Genomic DNA, 14,375 nt, shown 5'->3' with positions numbered 1-14,375 from the left:
GCTTTCTCTACGCGGATTATGCTAAATGACTAAATGGCCACTTAGTGCCTCACGACTTACAGTGTGGCAGCGACTTCGTCAGAAATATCACCATTGTGGTAAACTTCCTGTACGTCGTCTGAATCTTCTAACATATCAATAAGACGTAATAATTTAGGAGCCGTTTCTGCATCTAACTCCGCTTTAGTCGATGGGATCATCGATACTTCTGCGGCTTCACTGGTGAAACCTGCAGCATCTAGTGCATCTTTCACTTCACCAAACGTTTCTGGTGTTGTGTAAACATCGATTGCACCATCATCATAAGTTTCAACATCATCAGCGCCTGCTTCTAATGCCGCATCCATTATGGCATCTTCATCAACGCCAGGTGCATAAGTGATCACGCCGCGTTTAGTAAATAAGTAAGAAACGGAACCGTCTGTACCCAAGTTACCACCCGTTTTAGTAAATGCATGACGCACTTCAGAAACAGTACGGTTACGGTTATCACTTAAGCATTCAACCATAACAGCCGTTCCACCTGGGCCATAACCTTCATAAATGATGGTTTCCATATTATCATTATCATCATTACCAACACCACGTGCGATAGCACGGTTTAAAGTGTCACGAGTCATGTTGTTAGATAATGCTTTATCTATAGCCGCACGTAAACGCGGGTTAGTTGCGGGATCACCACCACCTAAACGAGCTGCAGTCACTAATTCACGGATAATTTTAGTGAAAATTTTACCGCGTTTAGCATCTTGTGCCGCTTTACGGTGTTTGGTGTTGGCCCATTTACTATGACCTGCCATGAAATATCTCCAAAAAACGTCAATAAATAATTAAACAGCAAATTCTAAAATAGCCTGACTGTTGCTCCAGGATTTCGTTAAGCTCGCTGCTTCATCGGGGGCTAGCCAACGAAATTCACTGTGTTCCGTCAGTAATGGCATTTTTTCTTCACTTTGCACCATTTTAAACCAATGTTCTTTACAATGCGTAACATCGGGTGCATAACGATGCCTGAAATGCGGGAAAATTTCAAAGATGATACTGTGCGACAAATCTTGTAGCTGGTTTTGTTCAACCTCAAAACCTGTCTCTTCTTTAATTTCACGATACGCCGTTTCGTACGGCTTTTCATCAGGCTCCAAACTTCCAGTCACTGATTGCCAGAAGTTTGGGTCGTCTTTACGTCGTAACATAAGCACCCGCCCACTACTTTGAGCCACAATAATGACTAATACTGATTCCGGGCGCTTATATTTTTTCATTGAACTTACTCTTCGTCTTTCGCAACCACCGCGATAGCGAGTTCCGTTAATGAATCAGGATTCGCATGGCTCGGTGCATTCGTCATTAGGCACGCAGCTGCTGTTGTTTTCGGGAAAGCAATAACATCACGAATATTATCAGTGCCTGTTAACAACATGACTAAACGGTCAAGACCAAATGCTAAACCTGCGTGTGGCGGTGTACCATATTTCAATGCATCCAATAAGAAGCCAAATTTTTCACGTTGGTCTTCTTCATTAATACCTAGAATGCTAAATACTGTTTGTTGCATTTCATTGCGGTGAATACGTACTGAACCACCACCAACTTCGTAACCATTGATGACCATATCATACGCATTAGCAACGGCTTCTTCAGGTTTACTCGCCAGTTCTTCAGGTGAGAAATCTTTAGGTGAAGTAAATGGATGGTGCATCGCAGTTAACCCGCCTTCACCATTATCTTCAAACATTGGGAAATCAATCACCCACAGTGGTTGCCAGCTATTTAAATCGGTTAATTCAAAGTCACGACCGACTTTCAAACGTAACGCACCCATTGAATCGGTCACTACATTTTTTGCGCCCGCGCCGAATAACAAGATATCGCCATCAACAGCACCAGTACGGTCTAATAACTGGTTAATCACATCTTCACTCAAGAATTTTGCAACTGGGCTTTGAATGCCTTCAAGGCCTTTAGCTCGCTCGTTGACTTTCATCCAAGCCAAGCCTTTCGCACCATAAATACCAACAAATTGACCATATTCGTCGATTTGTTTACGCGTCATAGCTGCGCCACCAGGAACTTTCAGAGCTGCAACACGGCCTTTCGGGTCATTTGCTGGGCCTGAGAACACCGCAAATTCAACATCTTTTACGATATCCGCCACATCCACCAGCTCCATTGGGTTACGTAAGTCTGGTTTATCTGAACCATAACGACGCATAGCTTCCGCAAAGGTCATGATTGGGAAGTTGCCTAAATCAACCCCTTTTACCTCTAACCATAAATTACGGATCATACGTTCCATAATTTCACGCACTTGCTCTGCGGTCATGAAAGAGGTTTCAACATCGATTTGGGTAAATTCAGGCTGGCGGTCTGCACGTAAATCTTCATCGCGGAAGCATTTTACGATTTGATAATAACGGTCAAAGCCTGACATCATCAGCAACTGTTTAAACAGTTGCGGTGATTGAGGTAATGCGTAAAATTTACCTTTATGAACACGACTTGGCACTAAATAGTCACGAGCACCTTCTGGTGTTGCTTTGGTTAGCATTGGCGTTTCAACGTCCAAAAACCCTTCGTTATCCATAAAGTTACGAACAAAGCTGGTAATTTTGGCACGCGTGCGCAGACGCTCAGACATCTCTGGACGGCGCAAATCTAAATAGCGATATTTTAAACGACGCTCTTCTGTATTCGTTTGGTTGCTATCTAATGGTAGTGGCTCTGACTTATTGAAAACATTCAGTTCTTCAGCAAAAACTTCAATTTCGCCCGTTGCCATATCTTTATTTTTTTGGCTATCTGGACGTGCGCGTACTGTCCCTGTGATTTGGATACAGAACTCATTACGCAGTTCTGACGCTTTTTCAAATATGTCTTTACGATCGGGGTCGAAGAAAACTTGCACGATCCCTTCACGGTCACGCATATCGATAAAAATCAAACCACCTAAATCGCGACGGCGGTTTACCCATCCACTAAGAGTGACTTTTTGGCCTTCGTGAGCGATGTTTAACTGCCCACAATAATTAGTACGCATACAATATCCTTTTACTCAGCTGTTGTGCTTTTGCTTGCTGCGGGATTTTGGCATTTTGCTGAACCCTATTTATCTGCGAAACACGGGCTGAAAATTCAGAATGTCAAAAAGGCAGACATTATACAGGAAATTCTGTTAGACAAATAGTTACGTATTCTACATAACGCGTAAACCATTTTGTTTTTAATCATATTTTCATCAATTATTGTTTTTCTAATCAACAACAATAAAATTGAATAGCGAGATAGACGTCTATCACGATGATCCTATCGATTTTAAGGGACTATCCGCACCATGTACATATTGCAGCAAAGGTTTATTTCATCAGTTCGATACCTTTTTGAGTGAAAAATCACCACTTAATGTATTCCAATTCAATTATTGGTTAATAAATATCGCTTTAATCATTAATCTTTCTATTTCAGAATCGTTACCTTTTTCAGTTTGCTATAATCACAACAGACAGATATAACGCTGAATTAATCACCATCTGCAGTTTAAGGACTACCCATGAAAAAAATTATACTTGCCACTTCCATGTTCGTACTACTTGCTGGATGCCAGAACATGAAACCCGCAGAGACTGATAATACAAAAACTTTTTATATTGATTCTTCACTTGCTGATTGTATGGGCGTTGCCCCAATGAAATGTATGAAAGTGAAAGAAAACCCAAGTGATGACTGGCAACTTTTTTATAGCTCAATTCAAGGCTTCGAATATCAACCAGGCTTCTCTTATACTATACAAGTGAAGCAATTCAATGTACCAAACCCACCGGCTGATGCCCCAAGTATTCGTTATGAATTGGTAAAAATCGTTGAGAAAAAATAATTTTTAAACAATATAATTTAAGTCATTAAGTAATTTTATCAGTTTACTTAATGACTCACTTACAGCAATAATTCTCTTATCATCGTTAAATAACAGGGTGTCCCTATTATGAGTGTTAAAATCATTGATAAGCTTGGGTTGATCACCTTATCAGACCACAAAATTGCGATGGTGCGTTCCCATAATAAAAGTTTATTTTATATACCCGGTGGAAAACGTGAGCAAGGTGAGACTGACGAACAAGCACTCTGCCGTGAGATTGCTGAAGAATTAAAACTTGAGCTAGATGCCGCTTCTATCCGGTTTTATGGTGAGTTCATTGGCCCTGCTGATGGAAAATCAGATGGAACGCAAGTCCGTATTCGTTGTTACTTTGCGGACTATACAGGGGAGCCACAACCCGCAGCTGAGATTGCTGAATTGGATTGGTTTAGCATTAACGATTTACCTCGCTGCTCAAGCACAGCGGTGACTATTTTAACTCACTTAAAAAAAGAAGGTTTGATTAAATAGAGTGTAAGACTGACTCAAAAAAGTTGTGATTTCATTTGTCTAACGGCTTTTTAGGATTTACAATTCACAAAATATTGTCAATACCCATTACTATAACTTATATTTTTAGGTGTTTTCATAGTTTGATTCGTTTTATGGTGGAGTAAAAAATGGTCAGCTCTTTGTATGCTGTACTGGGTGCCTTACTGCTGCTTAGATTATCTTTAAATGTTGTGAAGTTGCGTAATCAATACCGTATAGCCTATGGTGATGGCGGTTTTTATGAGTTGCAAACCGCTATCCGCGTTCATGGTAATGCCATCGAATACATTCCCATCTCATTGATTTTACTGCTTTTAATGGAAATGAATGGCGCGCAAGTGTGGATGATTCATATTTGTGGTCTGATCTTAATAGCAGGCCGATTACTGCACTCTTACGGCTTGAAAAATCACGATTATTCATATCGCCGTTCAGGTATGGTAGCCACTTACCTTGCTATGGCACTAATGGTTATCGCCAATACTTATTACCTACCTTGGCTGCAAATCGTTTCATTTAATCTTTAGTTTTTATTCTCTGTAACGGCACGAGTTATTAATGTGCCGCTCATTATTTCATTGCTTATGGATTGATTTTCAGTAGACTGCCTTTCTGATACAATCCTCCACTACTTTTGTTTTTGCTTAATACAGAACTTATGTCAAATTCGGATCCAACCTCAAAAGACCGCCTTTTCTCTGCGCCTATCGCTAACCTTGGTGACTGGCAATTCGATGAAAAAGTTGCTGAAGTATTCCCTGATATGATCCAACGCTCCGTGCCAGGGTACTCTAATATTATTACGATGATTGGCATGCTAGCGGGTCGTTTTGTCAAACCCAACAGCCATGTTTACGATTTAGGCTGCTCTTTAGGTGCAGCAACCTTATCGATAAGGCGTAATATTACAGTAGAAAAAAGCAAAATTATTGCTGTTGATAACTCCCCTGCAATGGTTGAACGTTGCCGCCGCCATATTGATGCGTATCGTGCCGACACACCGGTTGACGTTATCGAAGGCGATATTCGCGATGTAAATATTGAAAATGCTTCCATGGTTGTGCTCAATTTCACCTTACAGTTTCTCAACCCGGAAGATCGCCAATTATTACTCAGTAAAATTTATCAAGGGCTACAACCCGGCGGTATTTTAGTGCTTTCTGAGAAATTCAATTTCGAAGACAACGAAATCGGTGAATTATTGTTCAATATGCATCACGACTTCAAACGGGCAAATGGCTATAGTGAATTAGAAATTAGCCAAAAACGCAGTATGTTAGAAAACGTGATGCTCACAGACTCTGTTGAAGCACATAAAGCTCGTTTAAAAAATGTCGGTTTTACTCACTGTGAAGTTTGGTTCCAGTGCTTTAATTTTGGTTCACTGTTAGCGGTTAAAGAGGCCTAGGCATGATTGATTTTGGTCGTTTTTACCAACAAATTGCGGTTGGCCCTCTAAGTCATTGGCTTGAAACGCTTCCGGCACAACTTTCAGAATGGAAAAAACAAGGGTTACACGGTGGATTTTCCTCATGGGAGAAAATGCTAGATAACCTACCCATTATGGTTCCTACCCATTTGGATTTACGCAATAGCGTGACAGCAACGCGTGAACCCGAACTCACTGCGGGCGAAACGCGACGTCTGAATAATATTCTTGAACAATTAATGCCATGGCGTAAAGGCCCTTTTTCTCTCTATGGCGTGAATATTGATACTGAATGGCGCTCAGACTGGAAATGGGATCGCGTACTACCCCATATTTCATCACTCAAAGACCGCTATGTCTTAGATGTTGGTTGTGGCAGTGGCTACCATATGTGGCGTATGTTAGGACAAGATGCCAAATTTGTTGTTGGTATCGACCCAACTGAACTATTTTTATGCCAATTTGAAGCCGTCAGAAAGCTACTAGGTGATGACCAACGTGCCCACTTATTGCCTTTAGGTATCGAACAACTGCCCGAATTGAAGGCATTTGATACTGTATTTTCAATGGGTGTACTTTACCACCGCCGTTCACCGCTCGACCATTTATGGCAACTTAAGAACCAATTAGTGAGTGAAGGCGAATTGGTATTAGAGAGCCTGGTTATTGAGGGGGATGAATTTCAGTGTTTGATCCCCGGTGACCGTTACGCCCAAATGCGTAATGTCTATTTTATTCCTTCCGCTAAAATGCTCAAAGTTTGGTTGGAAAAATGCGGCTTTGTTGATGTGCGAATTGTTGACCAAGAAGTAACCTCTTTGGAAGAGCAACGCCGCACACAGTGGATGAAAACAGATTCACTGGCTGAATTTTTAGACCCAAATGATAAAACTAAAACTATCGAAGGTTACCCCGCACCACTACGTGCAATTTTAGTTGCTCGTAAGCCATAAAGATAAAATGCCTATGGCAATCAAGTCATAGGCATTTATTATCATACTAGTAAACAAGCGATTACATTGTTATTTGCCATAAATTATAGAAGGCAATTCGGCCAGATAACTCGGCTAAAATAACCGCTAGCGCACATAGGCCTAATAGTGCGAATGAATTTCTTCCGCGATATAACAGAGCAGGATAAACAAACAGCATCACCGCTAAGACGACTAACTGGAAGCTCCAAAAACCCGCTTGTTCGGCACTAATTTCAGGCCCTGTCTCGCCTAAGAATGACACATAAGCTGCACGAGTGGCAAAAATCATAATTGAGCCAATCAAAAATGCCATCGCCCCCAACCGCTGAGCCCCGAATAAAATCGCTAATGCGCCACCAGCAACTAGCAGTGTCATCCACATTTGTAATGTCGTGAAAACAGTAAACCAGTTCGCTACTGTGGCAATATTATAAACCTGAGGAATTGACCATACGAATGCCAAACCAAAAATAACTGTGGCAACGTTACACAGTTCACTCAGCACCTTATTTTTAATAAACAAGGTAAATAATAAAGTTGCAGCCCCAAAAGCGACAAAAATACCACTGAGTAAGGCTTCATTACTCATTGGTGAACGGCCGACTCCTAAAAGCATATTGAAGAAGCGCAGTGGCTGCCCAACGTGCAAACCACCAATCACTAGTGCAATGATCATAATGACGAATGCAGCTATATTGGCATGACGTAATTGGTTTTCACTCAACATACCCAGTCTTCGGCTTGCATAAGCCAACAAATATAAACCTGCCGCTGACTGCCCCAATACAGTGAAAAAAACGAGTGGAAGTTCGTGCATATTATACCTCTGCTGGATTTTGTAATTTACCGCTCTTTTCACCACAAGGTTTAGCATCTTTATGCGGTTTAATCACAATATTAGGATTAGTAAGAGACGGGTTTGGCATGGGGGCGACCCCGCTAATATTGCCATGACGTTCACGTAGAATATTGATATCGTCAAAATCCAATGCACGTTGTGGACAGGAGTCAACACAAACCGGTTTCATCCCTTTTTCGACACGTTCATAGCATCCATCGCATTTACTCATCAATTTTTTCTTTTCGTCATACTGCGGTGCACCGTATGGACAACGTAACTCGCAGTAACGGCATCCAACACAAATGGTTTGGTCTACCACGACTAACCCATCTTGCTCACGTTTATGCATCGCCCCTGTTGGGCAACCTTCAACACATGTTGGGTTAGAACAATGATTACAGGAAATTGATAGATAGTAGTTATAAACATTCTGCTGCCATATCCCCTCTTGCTGCTGCCAACTACCACCACCAAACTCATATACCCGACGAAATTTAGGGCCTAAATCAAGGTCTTTTTCATCTTTACAACTCACCTGACACGTCTTACATCCTGTGCATTTTGTTGAGTCGAAATAAAAACCATACTGTTTCATTTGTCGCTCCTTATGCACGTTTCACGTCAACTAAGTTAGTATGTTGTGGATTCCCTTTAACGAGAGCTGAAGGCTGTTGTGTGGTTAGTGTATTGATACAACCACCGATATCGACCCCTTCCTCATTGACTTCCCGCCAAGCACCTTGCGGAACCGCAATCACCCCCGGTAATACGCGCTCAGTCACTTTCGCTTTAATATGCATACGTCCGCGGTCATTGAAAATTTCAGTCATATCACCATCTTGAATACCACGACTTGATGCATCAATTGGGTTAATCCAATATTAATGAGGCACGGCTTCACGTAACACAGCAATATTAAAATACGATGAATGCGCATGGCCTTTATCGTGATAGCCCGTCATTTGCAGCGGATATTTTTGCTTAGTTTTTTTGTTTTCAACACCTTCCGTATTCACACAATATTCAGGCACAGCAGGAATTCGCTGGTCAGTAGGGTATTCCCACTCTTTCGCTATCTTAGCGAGCCTTTCTGAATAAATTTCAATTTTACCCGATGGGGTTGGTAATGGCGCAGTTTCAGGTGAGTCTCTGAATGGTTTTAATGCAATATAATCTGCACTGTTTGCCAATTTCCTATCAACAATTCCCATGTCATTCGTTTCTTCAAATGTTGGCAAATGGGGATTTTTTTCTCGCATTAGGTTATAGCAATGTTCTATCCACTGCTCATGAGTACGACCTTCGGTAAATTGGTCTTTAATATCCAGCTTTTCAGCAATATCCGTTAAAACATCATAAGATTGGCGACACTCCCATAATGGCGTAATCGCATTTTGTAGACGAATAGCATAATGGTAAGCACCGCTTGCATACGAATTATTAATTAAATCATTCGATTCAACACTGGTCACATCGGGTAGAATCAAATCCGCATATTTAGTCGATGGTGTCATATGCGTATCCCAAACTAAAATAAATTCACATAGGGATTCATCTGTTAGAATTTTATGGGTTTTGTTCAAATCAGAATGTTGATTACCCGTGACATTACTCGCATAGTGCCATAAAAATTTCACGTTGGTTTCAAGACGCTCTTTACCGAGCAATGTTGAATTTGTTGCGGTCATTTCGGTTCCGCGCGCAATCGCATCGGTCCACATAAAACACGGGATTTTGGTTTTAACTGGGTTTGGAATAGCAAAACCAGGCACAGAATACGCCACGTTACCTCCCCATCCTCCCGCATTCGTCCCAGAGCGTCCAATATGCCCCGTGACAATCGGTAACATCATCACTGCCCGGGCCGCTTGCTCTCCCGATGCGGTTCTTTGTAATCCCCAGCCTTGAGAAATCCACGCTGCTTTTGCATTACCCAGCTCACGAGCCAACTGAACAATACGGGTTGGCGAAACACCTGTAATTTGGCTAGCCCACTGAGGTGTTTTTTCAACACCATCATCACCGAGCCCTAAAATATAATCCTTATATGAGCCATTTTGTGGCGCTGACTCAGGAAGTGTCTGGCTATCCCAGCCCACACAATATTTCGCTAAAAAAGCCTCATCCGTTAATTGTTCTTTAATTAATGTATGGATAATTGCAGCTACAAGCGCACCGTCAGTGCCCGGATAGATTGGGATCCATTCAGCGCCTAGCGTTGTCACGCTATCAGTACGGCGCGGGTCAATAATAATGACTTTGGCTTGGCTTTTTTCTAATGCTTTTAAGGTTTCATAGAACTGACCACCACCGGACATACGCGTTTCCGCAATATTATGGCCGAACATCACGACTAAATCGCTATTCGCTATTTCAGACAGTAATGAATCATCTAACTTGCCATAGACATACGGAATAACACCGTTTATTTGTGCAGTTGAGTAAGTTCCATGCTGATCAAGAAATCCACCTAGTTGGTTTAATAGACGCTTGCAGGCATTACGCCCTTGTAAATTAGCACCGGTAGACCCTGAGCCATACTGGTAGTAAATCGCTTCATTACCATAAGTATCAATGGTTGAGCGCAGTTTTTGAGCCACAATCGTCGTCGCTTCGTCCCAGCTGATCCGTTTAAACTTTCCTTCCCCCCGTTTACCTGTACGCAATAATGGGTATTTCAAGCGGTCTGGGTTATAGGTTTTCCAACGAACAGAGCGCCCTCTCAAACAGGGGCGTATTTGATGTAAACCAAATTGGGTGTCGTCATACATGGTTTCATTCGATATGCGAGTAATAACGTCATCTTTTACATGCACTTTGAGTGGGCAGCGGCTACCACAATTGACTAAGCATGCACTGTATTTGATTTTTTCGCTGACTTCGTCGGGTTGGATTGTGATAGTGGGTGTTGCTTGAGCGGAAAAAGGTAGAGAGATGGAGCTGGCAATAGCTGTTGTCGTGGCGACAGAGGCAGAGGCTTGAATAAACTGTCTCCGACTCAGCGCTTTTTCCCTGATTTTATTGATCATTACATTGCTACCTCATTAATTATTATAAATTGAATTACTTAGTATTCTTATAGTAATTAGATAGTAGCCTTATAAAAACAAGGGTTAATTGACGTGTATCAACACAAGCAATAATTGAGCTATTAATGATAAATAAACAATATTATAAGTTTCTTTATTTAGTATTTTAATGGTAACTAACCATTGGTTAGCTGAAAAATAACAAGGAAAACCAACTAGTTGATTTTCCTTAGAGAATAACAATTTATTTAAAATTTCTATCGTCAAGCTGCCTATTGTGGCTAGCGGCAATTAAACGGAAACTTTTTCAGTAATAGAAATAAAGTCCTTCATCGCTTCTACCGTAGGGCCATCAACACAGTAATGGGTGAATTCATCCGTTTCGCTATTAGAGGCCATTGTTACCCCTACTTTACGGTAACTCATGGTTGATGGCACCGTTCTCCCTGCGGAACTGTGTACCTCAGATAAACCGATTTCCATAAATTTACTTAGGTTAGCTAAACGTACTCCCGCACCTGCCATAATCTGTGGGCCATTAATTTGCTGGCTTTTTTCATGGAGTTCTTTCAAAAGCGGTAAACCCAACTCCGCACTTTGTTGCTGCCCAGAAGTTAAAATACGCGCAACACCGAGCTCGTTTAATTGTTCTAAAGCTAATAATGGGTTAATACACATATCAAATGCGCGGTGGAAAGTAATATTCATCCCTTGTGCAATTTCCATCAACGTATGCATCCTGTTGATATCAATGCGCCCTTCACTATCCAATATACCGATAACGGCACCTGAAAACCCCATTTCCTTAATCATAATTAAATCTTCACGGATCACGTCAAATTCGCTGATGTTATAGCAAAAATCGCCACCACGAGGACGAATAATAGGATGAACTGGAATATGCAGTTTCTCTTTGGCTAATTTCAGGTAACCATAACTGGGGGTTAGGCCACCGTCTGCAGCACCAGAGCATAGTTCGATACGATCTGCACCATATTCTTGAGCCACTTGGGCACATTCAATTCCGAAACAACAGATTTCCAGTTTTGCCATTACGACCTCCGAAATAGAGCAATAAAACACGGGTTTTATATGCCCCAAAATAATGAAAAAATTTAATGTTAAACGTTAACAATTCGCTTAATAATGCCATTTATTGGAAAATGTTATCGGATAGACATCACAGCACTAAAAGTTAACGTGTACTATTAATCAATAACGTTAATTGCATCACTTATTTTTCACTTTCAATTATCTTTTTTAGCGTGAAAGGATGGTATTTAACCGTTATTTCACCATTTGACACTGCTAATGTTGGATTTGGCAACCTTTCTTGCTGCCCTTTGGGTTGGCTTACTTTAATACGATACCCTTGGGGTAAAGGATCAGGTAATAACTGGAATGCTGCGGTTTCTAGCTGACTCGGCTCAACATCAATCACCATTTCGATATGTTCCCAACTTTCTTTCGGGTAAATTTTGTCTTTTGGGAAAGGCAATTCAATAATAAATACATCTTGACCCGCGACGTTTAATGGCTCTTTTAACTCATATAAACGAATTGGCCTGCCATTGATAACATTGTCAGATAAAAGCTCAGCGCATCCCATTAACCCTTGATGCCAACGTTCTGCAGTTGCCATATGATGGCAACGCACCGAAATATGATCTATCGGAAAAGATGACAATGATAAGTTCAATTCCTGCGCCAACTGTTGTAATTTACCCATAAATACAGGTAGGTCATCCCATAAATCTTGTAATTGCGAAATTTTGCTAAATTGTGGCATCTAAAGCCCTCTCTTTACAAAAACTTATCAGCTAAACAATGGCGCAGACTGTAGCATGAGAGCCCCAAAATGTGGTATAAAACCTGCCGATTTTTCTCTTCAACCTTTTAGTTATACGCATGTGATGGCACAATGCGGTAACTATGGTTCGTAATTTAAGGTAATTCGGTGAATATTCAGGCGATTCTTTCAGATAAAATTAGTGCTGCGATGTTAGCAGCGGGTGCTCCAGAAGGCAGTGATGCACTTGTGCGTCAGTCCGCTAAAGCTCAGTTTGGTGATTATCAAGCGAATGGAGTGATGGGCGCGGCTAAAAAGATGGGGATAGCTCCGCGACAACTGGCTGAACAGCTTGTTAATCACTTAGATTTGGAAGGGATTGCCAGCAAAGTTGAAATTGCAGGCCCTGGCTTTATTAATATTTTCCTTGAACCAACGTGGGTTGAAAAACACGTTGAAGAGGCATTAGCATCACAACGCCTAGGCGTCGCACCAGTCAAGCCTGAAACGATTGTCATTGACTATTCAGCGCCTAATGTCGCAAAACAAATGCACGTGGGTCACTTGCGTTCAACCATCATTGGTGATGCAGCTGCACGTACCCAAGAATTTATTGGTCATAAAGTCATTCGTGCCAACCACGTCGGTGATTGGGGTACGCAATTTGGTATGTTAATTGCTTATCTTGAAAAAGTGCAAAATGAAGATGCCACCGATATGGCGCTTGCTGACCTCGAAGAGTTTTATCGCGAAGCTAAAAAACACTACGACGAAGATGAAGAGTTCGCAGTACGTGCTCGTGGCTACGTTGTAAAATTGCAATCCGGTGATGAATATTGCCGCCAAATGTGGCGCAAATTAGTCGATATCACTATGCAGCAGAACCAAGAAACCTATCGCCGCTTAAATGTCACATTGACCGAAGATGACGTGATGGGTGAAAGCTTATATAACAGCATGCTTCCAGGCATTGTTGCTGACTTAAAAGCCAAAGGTTTAGCCGTTGAGAGTGAAGGCGCAACGGTTGTTTTCCTTGATGAATTCAAAAATAAAGAAGGCGAACCAATGGGCGTGATCGTCCAGAAAAAAGATGGTGGCTTCTTATATACAACAACCGATATCGCCTGTGCTAAATACCGTTACGAAACCCTGCACGCTGACCGTTCTCTTTACTATATTGACTCACGCCAACATCAACATTTGATGCAAGCATGGACCATCGTCCGTAAAGCAGGTTACATCCCTGAATCGATGGCGCTTGAGCACCATATGTTCGGGATGATGTTAGGGAAAGATGGCAAACCGTTTAAGACTCGTACCGGTGGTACCGTTCGTTTATCAGACTTGCTTGATGAAGCAGTTGAACGCGCTCAAACATTGATCCGTGAGAAAAACCCGGATATGTCTGAAGATGAATTGCTTAACGTTGCGAATGTGGTTGGTATTGGGGCAGTTAAGTACGCTGACTTATCCAAAAACAGAACGACTGATTATATTTTCGATTGGGACAACATGTTAGCTTTCGAAGGAAATACCGCACCGTATATGCAATATGCGTATACCCGTGTGGCCTCTATTTTCAAGAAAGCTAATTTAACCCACACAGACCTAACTCTGCCTATTTCATTACAAGACCCGCGTGAAATTGCGCTTGCAACACGTTTATTACAGTTTGAAGAAACCATTCTCACTGTTGCACGTGATGGCACACCTCATGTGATGTGTGCTTATTTGTATGAGTTAGCCGGTTTATTCTCTGGTTTCTATGAGCACTGCCCTATCTTGTCAGCTGATGACGAAGCCCAGCGCCAAAGCCGCTTGAAATTAGCGGCATTAACTCAAAAAACATTAAAAACGGGCCTAGACACACTGGGCATTGAAACCGTTGAAAGAATGTAATTCAAATCA

Annotated in this window: 13 protein-coding genes and 1 pseudogene; 6 read left to right on the top strand and 8 right to left on the bottom strand. The window is 41.6% G+C overall.

Going from position 1 to position 14,375, the window contains the following annotated elements; all coding sequences use genetic code 11:
* Positions 1-56: 56 nt before the first annotated feature.
* Genes CYG50_RS07700 through aspS form a run of 3 tightly spaced genes read right to left on the bottom strand, consistent with a single transcriptional unit; the run spans position 57 to position 3,037 of the window.
* A complete protein-coding gene (locus tag CYG50_RS07700; RefSeq protein WP_102140266.1) occupies positions 57-800 on the bottom strand; it encodes a YebC/PmpR family DNA-binding transcriptional regulator in 744 nt (247 codons plus the stop codon).
* A 30-nt stretch (positions 801-830) separates the two neighbouring features.
* A complete protein-coding gene (gene nudB, locus CYG50_RS07695; protein WP_102140265.1) occupies positions 831-1,262 on the bottom strand; it encodes a dihydroneopterin triphosphate diphosphatase in 432 nt (143 codons plus the stop codon).
* 5 nt (positions 1,263-1,267) lie between these two features.
* On the bottom strand, positions 1,268-3,037 hold the full coding sequence (gene aspS / locus CYG50_RS07690) for an aspartate--tRNA ligase (protein ID WP_102140264.1): 1,770 nt from the start codon (positions 3,035-3,037) through the stop codon (positions 1,268-1,270).
* Between the two features lie 510 nt (positions 3,038-3,547).
* Between aspS and CYG50_RS07685 the strand changes: the two genes are divergently transcribed.
* From CYG50_RS07685 to cmoB, 5 genes are all read left to right on the top strand, one after another.
* The gene (locus CYG50_RS07685) at positions 3,548-3,871 is read left to right on the top strand and encodes a DUF4377 domain-containing protein (RefSeq protein ID WP_102140263.1); all 324 of its coding nucleotides are present in this window, start codon (positions 3,548-3,550) and stop codon (positions 3,869-3,871) included.
* Positions 3,872-3,979: 108 nt separating this feature from the next.
* Positions 3,980-4,384, top strand: coding sequence for an NUDIX hydrolase (locus CYG50_RS07680; protein ID WP_102140262.1), 405 nt, complete (start codon positions 3,980-3,982; stop codon positions 4,382-4,384).
* Between the two features lie 149 nt (positions 4,385-4,533).
* Positions 4,534-4,932, top strand: a complete 399-nt coding sequence (locus CYG50_RS07675) for an MAPEG family protein (RefSeq protein WP_102140261.1) — start codon at positions 4,534-4,536, stop codon at positions 4,930-4,932.
* Between the two features lie 131 nt (positions 4,933-5,063).
* Entirely contained in the window at positions 5,064-5,813 is a 750-nt protein-coding gene (gene cmoA, locus CYG50_RS07670) for a carboxy-S-adenosyl-L-methionine synthase CmoA (RefSeq protein ID WP_102140260.1), read from the top strand.
* 2 nt (positions 5,814-5,815) lie between these two features.
* Complete coding sequence (gene cmoB, locus CYG50_RS07665; RefSeq protein ID WP_102140259.1) at positions 5,816-6,787, top strand: tRNA 5-methoxyuridine(34)/uridine 5-oxyacetic acid(34) synthase CmoB; 972 nt, start codon at positions 5,816-5,818, stop codon at positions 6,785-6,787.
* 61 nt (positions 6,788-6,848) lie between these two features.
* On the opposite strand, the gene CYG50_RS07660 is transcribed toward cmoB, so the two are convergent.
* The 5 genes and pseudogenes from CYG50_RS07660 to CYG50_RS07640 all read right to left on the bottom strand — a co-directional run bounded on the left by CYG50_RS07660 (position 6,849) and on the right by CYG50_RS07640 (position 12,467).
* The gene (locus CYG50_RS07660; protein WP_102140258.1) at positions 6,849-7,625 is read right to left on the bottom strand and encodes a dimethyl sulfoxide reductase anchor subunit family protein; all 777 of its coding nucleotides are present in this window, start codon (positions 7,623-7,625) and stop codon (positions 6,849-6,851) included.
* Position 7,626: 1 nt separating this feature from the next.
* Positions 7,627-8,244 (bottom strand): DMSO/selenate family reductase complex B subunit, encoded by a 618-nt coding sequence (locus CYG50_RS07655; protein ID WP_102140257.1) that lies wholly within the window; start codon positions 8,242-8,244, stop codon positions 7,627-7,629.
* Positions 8,245-8,254: 10 nt separating this feature from the next.
* A pseudogene (locus CYG50_RS07650) lies at positions 8,255-10,678 on the bottom strand (DMSO/selenate family reductase complex A subunit).
* Positions 10,679-10,969: 291 nt separating this feature from the next.
* Positions 10,970-11,731 (bottom strand): copper homeostasis protein CutC, encoded by a 762-nt coding sequence (cutC, locus tag CYG50_RS07645; RefSeq protein ID WP_102140256.1) that lies wholly within the window; start codon positions 11,729-11,731, stop codon positions 10,970-10,972.
* Between the two features lie 181 nt (positions 11,732-11,912).
* On the bottom strand, positions 11,913-12,467 hold the full coding sequence (locus CYG50_RS07640) for a VOC family protein (protein ID WP_102140255.1): 555 nt from the start codon (positions 12,465-12,467) through the stop codon (positions 11,913-11,915).
* Positions 12,468-12,635: 168 nt separating this feature from the next.
* Between CYG50_RS07640 and argS the strand changes: the two genes are divergently transcribed.
* On the top strand, positions 12,636-14,366 hold the full coding sequence (gene argS, locus CYG50_RS07635) for an arginine--tRNA ligase (RefSeq protein ID WP_102140254.1): 1,731 nt from the start codon (positions 12,636-12,638) through the stop codon (positions 14,364-14,366).
* Positions 14,367-14,375: the final 9 nt, after the last annotated feature.

Source organism: Providencia huaxiensis (assembly GCF_002843235.3).
GTDB lineage: Bacteria > Pseudomonadota > Gammaproteobacteria > Enterobacterales > Enterobacteriaceae > Providencia > Providencia huaxiensis.
The sequence above is the reverse complement of the archived record's forward strand: the minus strand, read 5'-3'. Positions and strand labels throughout refer to the sequence as shown.

Coding starts and splice junctions, on each gene's coding strand:
- CYG50_RS07700 (WP_102140266.1), bottom strand. CDS start 800: ATGGCAGGTCATAGTAAATGGGCCAACACCAAACACCGTAAAGCGGCA.
- nudB (WP_102140265.1), bottom strand. CDS start 1,262: ATGAAAAAATATAAGCGCCCGGAATCAGTATTAGTCATTATTGTGGCT.
- aspS (WP_102140264.1), bottom strand. CDS start 3,037: ATGCGTACTAATTATTGTGGGCAGTTAAACATCGCTCACGAAGGCCAA.
- CYG50_RS07685 (WP_102140263.1), top strand. CDS start 3,548: ATGAAAAAAATTATACTTGCCACTTCCATGTTCGTACTACTTGCTGGA.
- CYG50_RS07680 (WP_102140262.1), top strand. CDS start 3,980: ATGAGTGTTAAAATCATTGATAAGCTTGGGTTGATCACCTTATCAGAC.
- CYG50_RS07675 (WP_102140261.1), top strand. CDS start 4,534: ATGGTCAGCTCTTTGTATGCTGTACTGGGTGCCTTACTGCTGCTTAGA.
- cmoA (WP_102140260.1), top strand. CDS start 5,064: ATGTCAAATTCGGATCCAACCTCAAAAGACCGCCTTTTCTCTGCGCCT.
- cmoB (WP_102140259.1), top strand. CDS start 5,816: ATGATTGATTTTGGTCGTTTTTACCAACAAATTGCGGTTGGCCCTCTA.
- CYG50_RS07660 (WP_102140258.1), bottom strand. CDS start 7,625: ATGCACGAACTTCCACTCGTTTTTTTCACTGTATTGGGGCAGTCAGCG.
- CYG50_RS07655 (WP_102140257.1), bottom strand. CDS start 8,244: ATGAAACAGTATGGTTTTTATTTCGACTCAACAAAATGCACAGGATGT.
- cutC (WP_102140256.1), bottom strand. CDS start 11,731: ATGGCAAAACTGGAAATCTGTTGTTTCGGAATTGAATGTGCCCAAGTG.
- CYG50_RS07640 (WP_102140255.1), bottom strand. CDS start 12,467: ATGCCACAATTTAGCAAAATTTCGCAATTACAAGATTTATGGGATGAC.